Annotated in this window: 15 protein-coding genes and 1 pseudogene; 9 read left to right on the forward strand and 7 right to left on the reverse strand. The window is 37.6% G+C overall.

All coding sequences use genetic code 11. The features are described from left to right. Positions 1-43: 43 nt before the first annotated feature. The 5 genes from lspA to ihfB form a co-directional block, all read right to left on the reverse strand. Positions 44-547 carry a signal peptidase II gene (gene lspA / locus MCO_RS01835; RefSeq protein ID WP_007552244.1) on the reverse strand — a complete coding sequence of 168 codons (504 nt, stop codon included), beginning with the start codon at positions 545-547 and terminating at the stop codon, positions 44-46. Continuing rightward, positions 537-1391 (reverse strand): RNA methyltransferase, encoded by an 855-nt coding sequence (locus MCO_RS01840; protein WP_007552245.1) that lies wholly within the window; start codon positions 1389-1391, stop codon positions 537-539. The genes lspA and MCO_RS01840 overlap by 11 nt, the downstream gene beginning before the upstream one ends. A 2-nt stretch (positions 1392-1393) precedes the next feature. Next, a complete protein-coding gene (locus MCO_RS01845) occupies positions 1394-2326 on the reverse strand; it encodes a class I SAM-dependent methyltransferase (protein WP_007552246.1) in 933 nt (310 codons plus the stop codon). A gap of 167 nt (positions 2327-2493) precedes the next feature. Then, positions 2494-2790 carry a lipopolysaccharide assembly protein LapA domain-containing protein gene (locus MCO_RS01850; RefSeq protein WP_007552247.1) on the reverse strand — a complete coding sequence of 99 codons (297 nt, stop codon included), beginning with the start codon at positions 2788-2790 and terminating at the stop codon, positions 2494-2496. 8 nt (positions 2791-2798) lie between these two features. Next, the gene (gene ihfB / locus MCO_RS01855; protein WP_007552248.1) at positions 2799-3077 is read right to left on the reverse strand and encodes an integration host factor subunit beta; all 279 of its coding nucleotides are present in this window, start codon (positions 3075-3077) and stop codon (positions 2799-2801) included. 174 nt (positions 3078-3251) lie between these two features. Here ihfB and lptC point away from each other — a divergent pair, with 174 nt between their 5' ends. From lptC to rlmN, 6 genes are all read left to right on the forward strand, one after another. Beyond that, positions 3252-3896, forward strand: coding sequence for an LPS export ABC transporter periplasmic protein LptC (gene lptC / locus MCO_RS01860; RefSeq protein ID WP_007552249.1), 645 nt, complete (start codon positions 3252-3254; stop codon positions 3894-3896). 82 nt (positions 3897-3978) lie between these two features. Continuing rightward, positions 3979-4587, forward strand: coding sequence for an LptA/OstA family protein (locus MCO_RS01865; RefSeq protein WP_007552251.1), 609 nt, complete (start codon positions 3979-3981; stop codon positions 4585-4587). A 6-nt stretch (positions 4588-4593) separates the two neighbouring features. Next, the gene (lptB, locus tag MCO_RS01870) at positions 4594-5388 is read left to right on the forward strand and encodes an LPS export ABC transporter ATP-binding protein (RefSeq protein WP_007552253.1); all 795 of its coding nucleotides are present in this window, start codon (positions 4594-4596) and stop codon (positions 5386-5388) included. 1393 nt (positions 5389-6781) lie between these two features. Further along, positions 6782-7246, forward strand: coding sequence for a PTS IIA-like nitrogen regulatory protein PtsN (gene ptsN / locus MCO_RS01875; protein WP_007552254.1), 465 nt, complete (start codon positions 6782-6784; stop codon positions 7244-7246). Positions 7247-8358: 1112 nt separating this feature from the next. Beyond that, the gene (locus MCO_RS01880; RefSeq protein ID WP_040298658.1) at positions 8359-8862 is read left to right on the forward strand and encodes an invasion associated locus B family protein; all 504 of its coding nucleotides are present in this window, start codon (positions 8359-8361) and stop codon (positions 8860-8862) included. A gap of 41 nt (positions 8863-8903) precedes the next feature. Next, complete coding sequence (gene rlmN / locus MCO_RS01885) at positions 8904-10133, forward strand: 23S rRNA (adenine(2503)-C(2))-methyltransferase RlmN (protein WP_007552256.1); 1230 nt, start codon at positions 8904-8906, stop codon at positions 10131-10133. 1 nt (position 10134) lies between these two features. On the opposite strand, the gene MCO_RS01890 is transcribed toward rlmN, so the two are convergent. After that, complete coding sequence (locus MCO_RS01890; RefSeq protein WP_007552257.1) at positions 10135-10773, reverse strand: LysE family translocator; 639 nt, start codon at positions 10771-10773, stop codon at positions 10135-10137. 174 nt (positions 10774-10947) lie between these two features. Here MCO_RS01890 and MCO_RS01895 point away from each other — a divergent pair. Continuing rightward, positions 10948-12024: pseudogene (locus MCO_RS01895) on the forward strand (argininosuccinate synthase domain-containing protein); the annotation flags it as partial. Positions 12025-12202: 178 nt separating this feature from the next. Here MCO_RS01895 and MCO_RS11470 read toward each other — a convergent pair. After that, entirely contained in the window at positions 12203-12325 is a 123-nt protein-coding gene (locus tag MCO_RS11470; protein ID WP_256364614.1) for a hypothetical protein, read from the reverse strand. A 167-nt stretch (positions 12326-12492) separates the two neighbouring features. On the opposite strand from MCO_RS11470, the gene MCO_RS01900 reads away from it, so the two are divergent. Continuing rightward, positions 12493-14154: a lysine--tRNA ligase gene (locus MCO_RS01900; protein ID WP_007552260.1), complete on the forward strand. Its 1662-nt coding sequence runs from the start codon at positions 12493-12495 to the stop codon at positions 14152-14154. After that, a complete protein-coding gene (locus MCO_RS01905) occupies positions 14154-15731 on the forward strand; it encodes a peptide chain release factor 3 (protein WP_007552261.1) in 1578 nt (525 codons plus the stop codon). The genes MCO_RS01900 and MCO_RS01905 overlap by 1 nt, the downstream gene beginning before the upstream one ends. Positions 15732-15802: the final 71 nt, after the last annotated feature.

Genomic DNA, 15802 nt, shown 5'->3' on the forward strand with positions numbered 1-15802 from the left:
ATACTGTATGAAATACAGCTATTCTAGATGGATAAATAGGCTCTTATTTGGAAAATGTATGATTGGAAGGACGTTTTGATTTTATCCAGATGTGCAATTCTTCAATAAGAATAGTAATGACACCGAGCGTGATAAAACTATCTGCAAGATTGAAAATAGCAAAATAAAAAATATCATCAATATGAAAGAGTATATAATCAGTGACATGGTGAAAACGGATGCGGTCAATAAGATTGCCTATAGCTCCGCCAATAATAAGGGTAAGACCAAAGCGCGTTAAAGACTTTTTATATTCAACATTTTTCCAGAGCCATAAAAGAAAAGCAATAACAGCGAATGTAATGGCAATAAGTCCCCACTGCGAAAAAGAAGAAAAAAACGAAAATGCAATGCCAGAATTACGCACATGGTAGAGGGAAAGAAAAGGAAAAAGAGGGCTTTCTGTTCCTAAAGGCATATTGTGCATAACCCAGTATTTTATTGCTTGATCAAACCCTACAGTAAGTATCAAGCCAAGGAGAAAAAGAGGGAGTGATTTACGCATCATGTTCTGGCCTCACATGTTCCAGTGTTAAATAAGGGCGGCGAATTTCATAAAGCATAATAGCTGTTGCTATCGCCAAATTAAGCGAATCAGCGCGCCCACTTTGCGGAATACGTGCGAGTTGATCACAACGATTCGCAAGGTTATCTGGTAACCCCTGTTTTTCATTTCCCATTAAAAGTATAATAGGTCCGCCTTTGAAATCAATTGTACGATAATCGGTAGATCCTTTGAGATGCGTGCCAATGATCATGCCTTTAAAGTAAGCAGACCAGTTTAAAAAGGTGCTTTCATCAAAACGATAAAGTGGAATGGAAAAAATTGATCCCATTGTTGCGCGGACTGTTTCGGGTGAGAAAGGGTCTGTTGTTTCGCCAATCAAAATAACGCCTTTAGCTCCTACGGCATCTGCAGTGCGAATAATGGTGCCAAGATTTCCAGGATCACGCACCCGATCAAGCGCAACATAAACGTTACCGACTTGTTCTTTTATCATTTCAAGTGGTTGCCACTGTTGTTTGAAAATACCAATAACTGTTTGTGGGTTATCACGGCGAGTAATAGATTCCATCACCTTTTGTGAGGCTTTTATGACAAAACCACCATTGGCTACAGTGCGCGCAGCGGTGTTTTCAATAGCAGTGTTCTCTATTTTGCTTTTAGAAAAAATGAGTGTTTGTATTGTCCAGCCGAGATTGAGAGCATCAATCACTAATTTCAGTCCTTCTGCCATGAAAAGACCTTCTCGATTACGGTTTTTTTTCTGATTAAGTGCCCGAAGGTTTTTGATGATGGGATTGCTAAGAGAGGTGATTTCTTTAACCTTACCGATTTTTGGTATACACATATTCAGGCAATCCAACGGCTAAAAAGAGAAGTAGAAAGGGCACGTCCCGCAGATTCTTCACGCAAGATTAGTTCTCCTGATTCAACCGTACCACCAAAGTTTATGAATTCATCACACATTAAAGTATGAAGTGCGTAGAAGGAAGCACGAATAGAATAAGCGGTAAGGACGATAGAAAGAGGTTTATCGGAGAGCAGTTTACGACAGTTTGTGATCATCGCTGGTAAATGATCAAACAGTTGCCAAATTTCGCCATGGGGTCCACGTCCGTAGGCTGGGGGGTCGAGAAGAATCATATCATAGTTTTTTTTTCGACGCAGTTCGCGTTCGACAAATTTTATGGCATCATCACAGATCCAGCGAATAGAACGATTTGATAATCCAGCTTTTTCTTGATTCGCTTTTGCCCAAGCGATAGCTTTTTTAGATGCATCAACATGCGTAACATTTGCGCCAGCACGTGCGCCAATCAGAGAGGCAATACCTGTGTAGCCAAAAAGATTGAGTAATTTGATTGGGCGTGTCGTTTTGACAATTTGTTCTTCCATAAAACGCCAATGGGCATTTTGTTCAGGAAAGACCCCTACATGACGAAAGGAAGTAAAACGACCTAGAAAAGACAGTCCATTCCAAGAAAGTGGCCAAGTTTCACCAAGCGGTTTCTTAGGAAAATGCCAGCGACCAATGCTTTCTTCATCTCGATTGCCTGTGAAAATAGCATCAACATTAGCCCATTGCTCTTGTGATAAAACGGGTTTCCATAGTGCTTGACCTTCAGGACGAATAATGTGATAACCTCCATAACGCTCTAATTTTTGCCCATTACCAGAATCAATGAGAGCATAATCTGCACTCATACCTGTTTCTAAAATAAGAGGTAACTTTTCTTGCGGATATCTATTATTATGGTGAGGTTTAAAGTATTGTGCAGGCATATTTTGTATCACGATACAGGTATTTTTAAAAATTCACGTTACAAACCTCTTGAATTTCAAGTAAGAGTGCAAAGAGGCTAAAATAAATTAAAACATGTATATAAAAAAAGAAAAAGGGTATTTTTATTCTTTATTGAACACTATAAATAAAGAGTACTAAAATACTATTATATCACATCTGTGATCGACCTTTTTAATTTTTCGAGCTCAGCTTTGCTTTTTTTGAGGTTTTTTTTGCATTTATGGTATGCAAGCCAATTGGTTAAACTTCCTAATAAAATACCAAGACCGAAAAAAATAAAGAGCCATATAAAAAGTGGAGCGTGATAAGTAAAATTTCCAGAGCTTATCCGAAAAGGATCAAGAGTTAATGTAACTATTTGACGATTAGTTACGATAAAAGCAAGCAAAAATGCCGTGAGAATCACCAAAATAATTGCTAAAAAGAAACGTTTAATTGTCATAATTTTACTCATTGATTAAGACGATCACGCAAATCCTTACCAGTTTTGAAAAAAGGAATCCATTTTTCTTCAACAACAACAGCTTCACCTGTTCGAGGGTTACGACCTTTACGTCCTGAGCGGCCTTTGACGGAAAAAGCTCCAAATCCGCGAAGTTCAACACGATTGCCATTCGCGAGTGCTGTTGCAATTTCCTCAAAAATAGCATTCACAATATTTTCCACATCACGTTGAAAGAGATGCGGGTTCTGACGGGCAATAATTTGTACAAGCTCTGATTTAACCAAAATAGCCTCGCTTTCACACAAAAAGGTTTTCTATAATTGCACATTACAATATATAAATGGATGAAAGCAAAATAAAACCAAGAAAAAACAAATTGCAAGAAACAAAATTTTAAAATACATCTTATAAGTGGTATCAAATTGAAAAACACGGAACATTTAAAAGATTAGGATAGTATGTCCGTACACAATCATTATGAAGCTTTTTCACCGCAATCGTCTTTTGGTGATGTTTTTAAAAAAGCATCTCACCATTCGCGTCGTATTAGCATATTAAAATTTTTTTTACCTCTCTTAGCACTAATGGTAGCGTTCATTTTTTGCTGGTTTACATTTTCCTTTACTCCCGTTGCTTCTGATCCTGTGAGTTTGAATAGCAAAGAAGAGGGGGTAATGAAATTGACAATGCTCAATCCAAAATTAGAAGGTTACACGCGCTCTCGTGAACCTTATTGGCTTAAAGCAAAAGAGGCGTTTCAAGATCGTACACGTTCTGGAGTAATTGGGTTACAAAGCATTACAGCTGAAGTGTTTGTGGGCAAACAAAAACGCGTTTTTCTCAATGCACAAGGGGGATTTTACGATAATATTAATGGTTATTTACAGTTGGATAAGCCATTTACCATTACAACAAATGACGGAATGGTTGCACAGTTTATAGCAGCAAATATTAATTTGTCAGAGGGGCAATTAAATACAAAACAACCTGTCAATATTCAGCGTGCAGGTTTACATCTTGTAGCAAATGCTTTGCAAGTTCGAGAAAAAGGACAAAACATATACTTTCATGGTGGTGTGCATTTAGTGTTTGACAAACAATGAGAGGGTATCAATACGAATTTAAATGATCTTTATGAGAGAAAAGTATGTGTATATATGAACAAAAGAATATGAGAGTAGTGAAATGAAGCCGAAGGGATCATACAAAAAATGGATTGGTGTAAGTTTGGCTTTGAGTTTAGGAATATTAGGGGTTGGAACAGCTTTTGGATATACTGAAAATGCCCATTTTGGGATAAATTTATCAAATGACAAAGAACCCCTAGAACTCTATGCAAATTCTTTAGAAATACTTGATAAAGAGGGAATAGCACTCTTTAATGGTGATGTTTCGGTTGTTCAAGGTGAGCGTCTTCTGCGAACAGCAAAATTAGTTGTTTACTACGATAAAGCGCATAAAGTTGCTGATAAGGGCCCAATAGATACGAAAGCATCTCCACCTGCTTGGTTTGGCTCGACAGGTATTAAGAAAATGGAAGCTTTAGGAAAAGTATATATAAAAATTGCCACACAAATCGCTACGGGTGATAAAGGCGTTTTTGACGGAAAGTCGAAAATAATGAGCTTAACAGGAAAGAATGTTGTTTTAACTGATGGTAATAATGTGGCAACAGGGTGCAAACTAACGGCAGATATGAAAAGCGGGAAGGCTTTTCTAGAAGGATGTGATACTTCTGAGAAAAAGGGCCGTGTTTCTATTATTTTTAAACAAAGTCAACAGAATGGCCATTAAGATTTCATGTTTGGAATCAAAAGAAAAAAACAGATGGACCAACATGATCTTACAGGTGAAGCTTTAAAAAAGCGCTTAAAGGGAACTTTAATTGCCAGTCATTTGATTAAAGTTTACCGCGGAAGACAGGTTGTTAATGGTGTGTCTTTTGGCATTCGTACTGGAGAGGCCGTTGGCATTTTAGGTCCTAATGGTGCGGGAAAAACAACCTGTTTTTATATGGTTACCGGTCTCATTAAATCTGATGGAGGGTCCATTAAAATTGATGGCTTTGATATCACGCATCTTCCGATGTATCGACGTGCTCGTTTAGGTATTGGATATCTTCCGCAGGAAGCTTCTATTTTTCGTGGTCTTTCAGTAGAAGATAACATTAAAGCTGTTTTAGAGGTCGTTGAAAAAGATCACCTTAAACGACGAGAAGAGTTAGAGAGTCTTTTGCATGAGTTTAAAATTGACCATTTACGTAAAATGTCTGCTCTTTCTTTATCAGGGGGAGAACGTCGGCGGCTTGAAATCGCGCGTGCTTTAGCTTCTCGCCCAAATTTTATGTTACTTGATGAACCATTTGCAGGAATTGATCCTATCGCCATTTTTGATATTCAGCAGCTTATTCGTCATTTAACACGACGTGGAATTGGTGTTTTGATAACGGATCATAATGTGCGCGAAACATTGGGACTTGTCGACCGCGCTTATATTATTCATGCGGGACAAGTGTTAGTTCACGGTTGTCCTAATGATATTATTAACAATGTTGATGTACGTAGGATTTATTTAGGAAATCAATTTTCTCTCTGATTTTACAGTCTTTATGCGTTCTCATTTAAGCTTAGACGGATCAACGTGATAAGCACAAGAGCCATTTTCATATGTTTAAGTAATCAAAAATATTCCACAGGAGTGAATGAGACTTCATTTTAATTCTTAAATACAACTGTTGACCGATATGTGTTTTCATCACATAATTAAGAAAAATAGTTGCTTATTTTGTCACAACACATTTATTTATAATGATAATTAAACATTTTGCTTGTTGAATGAAAAATCCAAATACAGTAAGAGTTCCTAGTCTCAAATCTTCATATGGTGAATCAATTAAAAGCCATTTAAAAAGGACTAAAATGCCTCTCAAGAACAGTTATCAATTTATTGGGAGCTAGCAATGAGTATGATGGTGCCGGTATATAGAAGCTGTGGTAATATTGTTAAAAGCTGTAAATAAAATAAGGTGATACAGTTGTTGGAAAATAGGTGTTTTTGTTTGATTACACAATAAGACTTCCTCTAATGGTTGTATTTATCGCATTATTGCTAAGAAGTTCCTTATTTATGCCAAAACTTCTTTTATGACTATAATCTTAAACTGAATTTTTGCTGAGTTGTGAAAAAGGAACTCATCAAAGTACGGTGATTCTATTATTATTATCGGTTTAGTTTGCTTTTGATTGTACCGTGGAGAAAATATCCCTAGATTAACATAATAATGAATGATAAACGAGGCTATAAATAAATGCGCGTGTTGTTGAAAGTTACATAGATACTAATAATGCTTTTCATTATTGAATTAAGCAATATGTCGAGGATGCTGTTTTAGATATTTTGATGGTAACGCTATGTGTTATATATATTATGGTTACCGAATAGGATTTGTGGTATTTTGGTGGTTTGCGTTGTGCATTTAAAAACGGAAGCGCAATTGCGGATATCAGATAAAATCTGTAAATCTCTTTAAAATAACCATTGAACGATTTAAAGCCCTCAAATTGTTGTAGTCAGGCAGCACTAAAGCCCCACGCTATATTGTCGAAGTAAAGTACTATTTTGTCTCGATGTGCTTCTCATTTTATAGGAGCTAATTTAAAAAAGAAAGGAAAAGTTTGGTAAAGAATTGTACACCAACTTCTGTAGCGGAACGGTCATTAAATTTATGAATGATGGTCTTTACTCATGTTGTAGGGAAATTAATTTTATGGATAACTTCATTTCTTTGTTTTCTCATGCTGTTAATGAGGATCTGAATGCTATTTATTGTTGCGCTGAGAGTGATATGAGATGAATTGAATTATCACCCATTATAAATTGAAAAGTAACGTCACATGTGATGATGCAAGAAAGTGAGAGAACTTTAGGTATCTGCACTTTTTACAGGTTTATTGGTGAGCATTTGAGCGTGTAAAAGGAAAATTAAAGTATGAATTTGAGTGAGTTAATTGCACCGGAAGCAATTATTCCGGTTCTTAAGGCAAATTCGAAGAAACAAGTTCTGCAAATTTTAGCTGAAAAAGCTGCTGAACTAACAGGTCTTAGTGAACGTGTAATTTTTGATATTGTTTTGCAGCGTGAAAAATTAGGTTCAACGGGTCTGGGTGGCGGTATTGCGATTCCTCATGGAAAATTGCTTGGTATTAACAAGATCATTGGTATCTTTGCACGCCTTGAAAGCCCCGTTGATTTTGAAGCTCTCGATGACGAGCCTATTGATCTTGTTTTTCTCCTTTTAGCACCTGAGAATGCAGGTGCAGATCACTTAAAAGCTTTGTCGCAGATTGCGCGTGTTTTGCGTCATGCTGATGTTGTTCAAAAATTGCGCAATACTCATGATGCCAGCGCACTTTATGCTTTATTGATTCAAAATTCAGAATCAAATGCCGCTTAAAAGACAGTGGGGTATATTGCGGATAGTTTATCACAAAGTGGGTTAGAAAATGGCATAATTTATGCTTAAAAAACTGAGGATTACTAATCATATTATGTAATTTTGAAGAAGTTGCTATCAAGAAATTTTTCATATTAAAAATGGGAGAGGATAGAAAAAATCACAGACTTTCGCTATTTTTCATGTACACAGCCCTTAATTATCACGCTTTTAGGCCTATTTAATAAGTTGGGTATTACAAATTGGTCTTTTTTCTTAATCAGTGTGATTTGAATATTTTTTGATAATGTTGGTATTTAGGTCTTAAAGTGAGATAAGGGTTATCATTTCTTTATGTAAGCTGACGAAGGAGGCCAACGGTCTAAGAGCAGGTTTGCTTTAAGTATCAGTTCTTGCATAGAACCCAATACTGAAAAAACGATTTTGTACGGTAAGAATGAAAATGAGAGGTTTTAGATTGGGTAAGAGGATTTTTTTACGCATGTACAAGCTTGTTTAATCACGGTTTAATTAATTAGGAAGTTGTTAAAAAAAACTATAAGGTAGAAGGTTTAGGAACAGCTATGACAAGAAATACATCAAAACAATACGGTTAAACTAATGTAGATTGTTGAAATCTCTTCAGAAATTGGCAATTGAAAATGGGAAGACGTATAGTAAAGGTAAATGGCATCAAGGCAGGCAAAATTACGTAGAATAGTCAAGGTCGGAGCTATACATTCTATGTTGTATAGTAAATATGCTGATAACTTTTTGCGAAAAGGCTTTAAGGCCGTGAAAAGACGACATTGAATACATACTATGAACACACAATAACCAAGAAGAGGTGTTCGCGATTTTTATTAACCAAGTGCATTGAGTGTGTTAAGTTTATAAATAATATTTGAAAAGCTATATATTGTTTTTTAGTTTTTCTATTGAATTAAAGAGTTCATGTTTTAATAACAACCAAAGGGTCATGATTGAATGTAAATAAATCTGCTCTTAAATTAGTGCAAAAATATTCTTTCATGAGGGGAGGATAAAAACTATACTAAGGCGTAGACGAGCTTTTGTTGAGCTTTTTCAATGAAGAAATTTTGTGAAAGACTAAAGAAGTGGGTTAAATGAAGATGTTTGAAAAGACTTTTATTGCTGCATCTATAATGGTTTTAGTTACAGCAGGAGCAGCATGTGCACAAGTGCCAAGCCGTCTAAATCAATTTGAGGCTTGGGGAGCTTATTCTTATAAATCGCCCAAAAATACAATTTGCTACGTATTGTCAGTACCTTTGGAGGCACTTCCAACGACGGTTAATCATGGCGATAATTTCTTTTTGGTTACCAAGCGCTCGAATTCACCTGTTGTGTTTGAACCACAATTCATGGCTGGTTATACCCTTAAAGAAGGATCAAAAGTTATTGTTACTATTGGAGGGCAGGATTTTGATTTTTTCACAAAGGATTCTTCCGCTTGGTTGGCGTCACCAGAGTCAGAAAAACAACTTGTTTCTGCTATGCGTGCTGGAAGAAATATGACGGTGAAGGCGACCTCAAAACGGGGAACCCATACGACTTACACTTATTCCTTAAAAGGAGTCACCGCTGCATTAAGTGCGGTCCAGAAATGCCATTAAGGTCTCTGTAACTCTAAAATAGTGGTATAAATTAGAAAACAATGTCTGTTTCATATGATCTTAGACCGGTTGGTGAATGTCCAGCACGAGGCACAGATAACGTTGTCGTGAAAGAGAGGTCTAAGCTTTCCTTAATTGGCTTATCGCAAAATGAAATGATGCAAGCCTTAAAGACTATTGGTGTTCCAGAACGTCAAATACGTATGCGTGTACGCCAAATTTGGCATTGGCTTTATGTGCGTGGTGTTTCAAATTTTAATGAAATGCTGAATATTTCTAAACCAATGCAAGAAATGCTTAAAAGTCATTTTTCCATTGCACGTCCGGAAATTGTCTGGGAACAAATATCAAAAGATGGTACGCGTAAATGGCTCTTGCGCTTTCCAGCACGTGGGGCTGGAAGACCTGTTGAAATTGAGACAGTCTACATTCCTGAAGAAGGGCGTGGTACTTTATGTCTTTCATCTCAGGTAGGGTGTACGCTAACCTGTTCTTTTTGCCATACGGGAACGCAAGTTCTAGTTCGTAATCTGACAGCGGAAGAAATTTTGGCGCAATTATTGGTTGCACGTGATTGTTTGGGGGATTTTCCTGATAGAAATACTCCTGATGGGGCAATTGTTCCAGTTGAAGGGCGCAAGATCACCAATATCGTTATGATGGGAATGGGGGAGCCACTTTATAATTTTGAAGCAGTTAAAAAAGCTTTATTAATTGCTTCCGATGGAGATGGGCTTTCTTTATCAAAACGCCGAATTACGCTTTCAACCAGCGGGGTCGTTCCAGGAATTATCCGAACCGGAGAGGAAATTGGTGTTATGTTGGCGATTTCACTTCACGCAGTACATGATACGCTAAGGGATATGCTTGTCCCGATCAATAAAAAATATCCACTTGCTTTGTTAATGAATGCTTGCCGTAATTATCCTGGTCTTTCTAATGCAAAGCGAATTACATTTGAATATGTTATGCTGAAAGACATAAATGATAGTTTGGATGATGCCAAACGGTTGGTCCAGTTACTTAAAGGTATTCCTGCTAAGATCAATTTGATACCTTTTAATCCATGGCCAGGGACGAATTATCAATGTTCTGATTGGGAACAAATTGAGCGTTTTGCTGATGTGGTTAATCAAGCAGGTTATGCCTCACCTATTCGGGTGCCGCGCGGACGCGATATTTTAGCTGCATGTGGTCAGCTCAAATCTGCTTCAGAACGTTTACGTAAGTCTGAACGTGTGCAATTTGAAGATGCGGTTGCCAGTCAATGACTCAATTTTCAGCTATAAGGAGGTGAAGAGCAAAGCTGGTAAAAGTACCAGCAATAAGCCAGTTAAGAAAACGCATATAAAGAGGATTTTGTTTGAGGCTTTGCAAAAGTTTGTGCGCCATAAAAACCGCGGAAATTGTAATGGGGAGAGAAATAGGGATATAAGAAAGTCCTAAAATGAGTAATTTCTGTGTCGCCATAGGATCTTTAGCATTGATAAATTGCGGTAAAAAGGTCACATTAAAGAGAATGATCTTGGGATTTAAAAGATTAATTCCAATACCAGCGAAATAGTTGCGTTTAAAGCTTTGGTATTTAGATGGTGCTGGTTCAACAGAAAATGTTAAGTGTTTACGTAATGCTTGAATAGCAAACCATAAGAGATAAAAAGCACCAGCAATTTTAAGAAGAACAAAAGCGTGCGGTGAAGCAAAAATAAGAGCTGATAAACCAAGTGCTACGGCGGTAACTTGAATAGCAAAGCCTGTTGCACTCCCTAAAGCACACATGACTCCGGCTTTTTTGCTTTGTGTAATGGTCCGTCCTATAGAAAGCATCATATCAGGTCCTGGAATAAGTGCTAAAATCAAAGATGCCGCAGAAAACTGTATTAAAATAGACCATTCAGGAAGAAATGACATATAAACCTCTTCATTATCGTGTAAAGAGGTTCAAATAACTTACACCTCTTACAAAAAATGCTTCTTTACACTTTTTTGTTTTTTTGCATCTTTTAAATGCTGCTCAAAAGGAATTTATTTTCATTTTTTGCATAATTCTAAGTTCAAAGAAAACAAACACAGTAGAATTTTAAAATAAAAAAGTGGCAAAATGTTAGAAAGCTTTTTTGGCTTATTCAGGAGGACTGGATACCTTAATTATTCTTAAATGGTTGCAAAACAAACTAGGTGCTGAAGTTGTAACTTTTGCAGCCGATTTGTGCAGGGGAGGAAGAGTTAGTACTTCATCGTAAAGCTGAAATGCTTGATGTTAAAGAAATCTATATCGAAGATTTGTGCGAAAAATTTGTGCGTGATTTTGTCTTTCCGATGTTTCGAGCTAATGCAGTTTATGAAGAGTCCTACCTTTTAGTAAGGTCAATGGCCCAAGGTAACAAAAAAAGGCAATGATCAAGTACGCTTTAAGCTTTCTGCTTATGCACTTAATCCTGATATCAAAATTATTGCTCCATGGCGTGATTGGTTTTTTAAAAGCAGGATGGATTTAATTGACTTTGCGCATGCACAGCAAATTCCGGCAGAAAAGGATAAGCAAGGTGAGGTACCTTTTCCGGTTGATGCGAATCTATAGCATACCTCATCAGAGGAAAAAATTTTAGAAGATTCGGCTCTTCTTGCTCCTGAATATGTGCATATGCGTACTATTTCGCCGGAAGCTGCTTCAGATCAAGCAACGAGAATCACTATTGGTTTTAAAGAAGGTGATGTAATCTCGATCAATGGGAAAAGTTTCTCTCCTGTAAAATTACTTTCTAAATTGAATGGTTATGGACGCGACAATGGTATTGGTCGGTTGGATTTAGTAGAAATCGTTTTGTCGGCATGAAATCGCGTGGCATTTATGAGACACTAGGAGGAACTATTCTTCTAGCTGTTCGTCGAGCGATGGAATCTTTGACATTGGATCGGGGTGCGGTTCATTTGAAAGATGAATTAATGCCGTGTTATGCAGAACTTATTTATTACAGCTTTTGATTTTTCCCTGAACGCAAAATGTTGCAGGCAGCTATTAATTTATCCTAAGAAAATATTGAAAGTGAAGTTACATTAAAACTTTATAAGAGCGATGTGATCGTTGGAGGACGCGAAAGTAAAAAGTCGCTTTATTCCAATAAATTGGTGACCTTTGAGGATGATGAAGATACTTATGACTAAAAAGATGCTGCTGGCTTTATTAAATTAAATGCTCTACGTCTGCGCACATGAGAAACACGCTCATCAACACATAGAAACATAACAGAAGTCATTTTGATAGTGTTAAGCGCAGAACATATTTTATATTAAAAGTTGAAGAAGGTAACTTCTTTAATTGATTTTGGTTACAGACAGATTATTTATCAATTTTGAGTTCAATGCTAGAGGTTTTGCTTTCTTGCTGGTAAGTGTAATAAGAAAAACCTATAAGAAAAACGAGTAAAGCACCGATAATCAAAACAAGTAAATTGCGATTCATAATATTCACACTTTTGTTGACGTAAAATATAAACAGAATAATAGGGCAGATGCTAATTATGGCAATAGTATGATAAGAGGTTATGTCTTTTCACTTGCTATTATTGACGAATAAATTCAAGAACCATACACCATATCATGAAAGAGTTTAATTTTTAGGATAAAGAAATGATGCGTGATCAGTGTGATGCCCTTGGCCTTACGCCAGAATTAAGAGATGCGGCTGTTCAATCGAGAGCTTGGCCATTTGAAGAAGCACGTAAAATTATAAAGCGGTATGAAAAAACAGGTTATCCAGAGAGTGTAATATTTGAAACTGGTTATGGACCTTCTGGTTTACCGCATATTGGAACCTTTGGGGAGGTAGCACGTACAACCATGGTGCGTCATGCTTTCCATATTCTCACGGAGAATAAAGTTAAAACAAAACTGTTTTGTTTTTCTGATGATATGGATGGTTTGCGTAAAGTACCTGATAATGTACCTGATCGAGAAAAGATGGAAAGTTATCTTGGTCAACCGCTCAGCCGCGTACCGGATCCTTTTGGCAATAGTTATCCTTCTTTTGGAGCAGCGAATAACGCACGTTTGCGCGCTTTTCTTGATCGTTTTAGTTTTGACTATGAATTTGCGAGTGCCACGGACTATTATAGTTCTGGTCGTTTTGATGAAACACTTTTAAAAATACTTATCTGTTATGACAAGGTAATGGCAATTATCCTCCCAACATTGGGTGAAGAACGGCGAGCTACCTATTCTCTCTTTTTACCTATTTCTCCTTTTTCTGGAAAAGTATTACAAGTGCCGATGGTTTCCCGTAATGTTGAAAAAGGAACAGTCACCTATATTGAGCCTGAAACCGGAGAAGCCATTGAAACGGAGGTCACAGGTGGCAAGGTTAAATGCCAGTGGAAGGTGGACTGGGCAATGCGTTGGAAAGCGCTTGGGGTTGATTATGAAATGGCGGGTAAAGATCTTATTGATTCTACCAATCTTTCCTCTAAAATTTGCAAAGTGCTTGGTGGAAATCCACCAGAAGGATTTAATTATGAGCTCTTTTTGGATGATAAGGGACAGAAAATTTCCAAATCCAAGGGAAATGGTTTAACCATTGATGAGTGGTTAACCTATGCACCAACAGAAAGTTTGGGGCTTTACATGTTTTCAAAGCCCAAAACAGCAAAACGACTTTATTTTGATGTTATTCCGAAAGCCGTTGATGAGTATTATGCACATCTTTCAGCCTATGGTCGTCAAAAATGGCAAGAGCGGCTTAATAACCCCGTATGGCATATCCATAGTGGTTGCCCTCCGCTGATTGATTTGCCTGTATCCTTTGCGATGCTCTTAAATTTAGTTAGTGCTTCAAATGCGGAGAATAAAGAGGTCCTTTGGGGTTTTATTTCTCGCTATGCTAAAGGAGCCAATGCACAAGTTTATCCAGAACTTGACCAGTTAGTGCAATTTGCCATTAAATATTTTGATGTCTTTGTCAAACCAAACAAAAAGTTTCGAACACCAGATAAGGATGAACGCACAACATTAGAGCAGATTGATGCAAAATTAGCTAGTTTACCACAAAATGCTGATGGCAACATTCTTCAAAATGCGCTTCTGGATGTTGCACGTTTAACAGAGCGTTATCAAGATCACAACAAAAAAAGCCCTGAAGGAGGCCCAGGTGTTTCAAATATCTTTTTTCAAATGCTCTATGAAATCCTTTTAGGGCAAGAACGAGGACCGCGATTAGGATCATTTATTGCACTGTATGGGATTAATGAAATGCGCACACTGATTGCTGAAGCGCTTGCACGGCCTACGGGGGAATAATGGAACAGAGAGTGCAAGAGATAAAACGGCGGCGTACATTTGCGATTATTGCTCATCCTGATGCGGGCAAGACAACACTGACAGAAAAACTTTTATTGTTTGGTGGAGCGATTCAACTTGCCGGTGAAGTAAAGGCGAAAAAAGATCGTATTCAAACCCGTTCCGATTGGATGAATATTGAACGTGATCGTGGTATTTCGGTTGTGACCTCAGTGATGACATTTGAATATCAAGACCATATATTTAATTTGTTAGATACTCCAGGTCATGAGGACTTTGCCGATGATACGTACCGTACTCTTACGGCAGTTGACAGTGCTATTATGGTGCTTGATGGTGCACGCGGAATTGAACCGAGAACACTGAAATTATTTGAAGTGTGTCGGATGCGGGATATACCTATTATTACTTTTGTCAATAAAATGGATCGTGAAGCGCGCGACCCTATAGAACTTTTAGATGAAATTGAAGAGAAACTTGCACTTGATACCGCACCAATAACGTGGCCCATTGGTATAGGTAAAGATTTTGTTGGAACATTTGACCTTCATCATGACCGTTTTCGAAAAAAAGATGATGAGGTTACGCAACAGACGGTTTCGGGACCTAACGAAGTTGCAAATTTGCTTCCTGAAAATCAACGCTTGTCTTTTATCGAAGGAGTAGACCTTGCTCGAAGTGCTTGCAAAAATTTTGATCTGCAAGCTTTCCGTGAAGGACATATGACACCGGTTTATTTTGGTTCGGCTTTAAGAAATTTTGGTGTTCGTGATTTGATCAATGCGTTCATTGATTTTGGTCCAAGTCCTCGTAATCAGTTAGCAGATCAACGCAATGTCATAGCGACAGAACCCAAAATGACAGGGTTTGTCTTTAAAATTCAGGCTAATATGGACCCTCATCATCGTGATCGTATTGCATTTTTGCGGGTGTGTTCAGGGACACTTGAGCGTGGTATGAAGACAAAGTTGGTACGGACTGGAAAGCCAATGACACTGTCAGCACCTCAATTTTTCTTTGCCCGCTCACGTCAAATTGCTGATAAAGCTTATGCCGGTGATATAGTTGGTCTTCCAAACCATGGAACGCTGCGGATTGGTGATACCTTGACTGAAGGAGAAGAGATTCTTTTTAAAGGTGTACCCAATTTTGCACCGGAAATTTTACGTCGTGTTTGTTTGGGTGATCCGATGAAAGCAAAAAAGCTCAAAGAAGCTTTACAGCAAATGGCTGAAGAAGGTGTCGTGCAATTATTTATTCCTGATGATGGGTCACCTGCTCTTGTTGGGGTCATTGGTGCTTTGCAAATTGATGTTTTAACGGAACGACTTAAGGTAGAATATTCTTTACCGGTGAGCTTTGAATCAGCGCGTTTTAATGTATGTCGTTGGATTTCAGCAGAAACGAAAGATGATCTGCAAAAATTTCTTACCAATCACCACCCTGCGATTGCGCATGATTTGGATGGTGATCCAGTTTTTTTGGCAGAAAATCATTTTTCATTGAATTATGAAGCAGAACGGGCGCCAAAAATAAAATTTGCAACTTTTAAAGATTATCAAGTACGCTCTGAATAAACAAAAGCTTCTGTTATAAAAAGTAAACACAAAGGAGAGGTAAAACTCTCTCCTTTGGAAAAAGGTTACTG

This window comes from Bartonella sp. DB5-6, from assembly GCF_000278115.1.
GTDB classification, from domain to species: domain Bacteria; phylum Pseudomonadota; class Alphaproteobacteria; order Rhizobiales; family Rhizobiaceae; genus Bartonella; species Bartonella refiksaydamii.

Excerpts from the sequence above, each read along its gene's own strand:
- lspA (WP_007552244.1), bottom strand. The coding sequence starts at position 547 with ATGATGCGTAAATCACTCCCTCTTTTTCTCCTTGGCTTGATACTTACT.
- MCO_RS01840 (WP_007552245.1), bottom strand. The coding sequence starts at position 1,391 with ATGTGTATACCAAAAATCGGTAAGGTTAAAGAAATCACCTCTCTTAGC.
- MCO_RS01845 (WP_007552246.1), bottom strand. The coding sequence starts at position 2,326 with ATGCCTGCACAATACTTTAAACCTCACCATAATAATAGATATCCGCAA.
- MCO_RS01850 (WP_007552247.1), bottom strand. The coding sequence starts at position 2,790 with ATGACAATTAAACGTTTCTTTTTAGCAATTATTTTGGTGATTCTCACG.
- lptC (WP_007552249.1), top strand. The coding sequence starts at position 3,252 with ATGTCCGTACACAATCATTATGAAGCTTTTTCACCGCAATCGTCTTTT.
- MCO_RS01865 (WP_007552251.1), top strand. The coding sequence starts at position 3,979 with ATGAAGCCGAAGGGATCATACAAAAAATGGATTGGTGTAAGTTTGGCT.
- lptB (WP_007552253.1), top strand. The coding sequence starts at position 4,594 with ATGTTTGGAATCAAAAGAAAAAAACAGATGGACCAACATGATCTTACA.
- ptsN (WP_007552254.1), top strand. The coding sequence starts at position 6,782 with ATGAATTTGAGTGAGTTAATTGCACCGGAAGCAATTATTCCGGTTCTT.
- MCO_RS01880 (WP_040298658.1), top strand. The coding sequence starts at position 8,359 with ATGTTTGAAAAGACTTTTATTGCTGCATCTATAATGGTTTTAGTTACA.
- rlmN (WP_007552256.1), top strand. The coding sequence starts at position 8,904 with ATGTCTGTTTCATATGATCTTAGACCGGTTGGTGAATGTCCAGCACGA.
- MCO_RS01890 (WP_007552257.1), bottom strand. The coding sequence starts at position 10,773 with ATGTCATTTCTTCCTGAATGGTCTATTTTAATACAGTTTTCTGCGGCA.
- MCO_RS11470 (WP_256364614.1), bottom strand. The coding sequence starts at position 12,325 with ATGAATCGCAATTTACTTGTTTTGATTATCGGTGCTTTACTCGTTTTT.
- MCO_RS01900 (WP_007552260.1), top strand. The coding sequence starts at position 12,493 with ATGATGCGTGATCAGTGTGATGCCCTTGGCCTTACGCCAGAATTAAGA.
- MCO_RS01905 (WP_007552261.1), top strand. The coding sequence starts at position 14,154 with ATGGAACAGAGAGTGCAAGAGATAAAACGGCGGCGTACATTTGCGATT.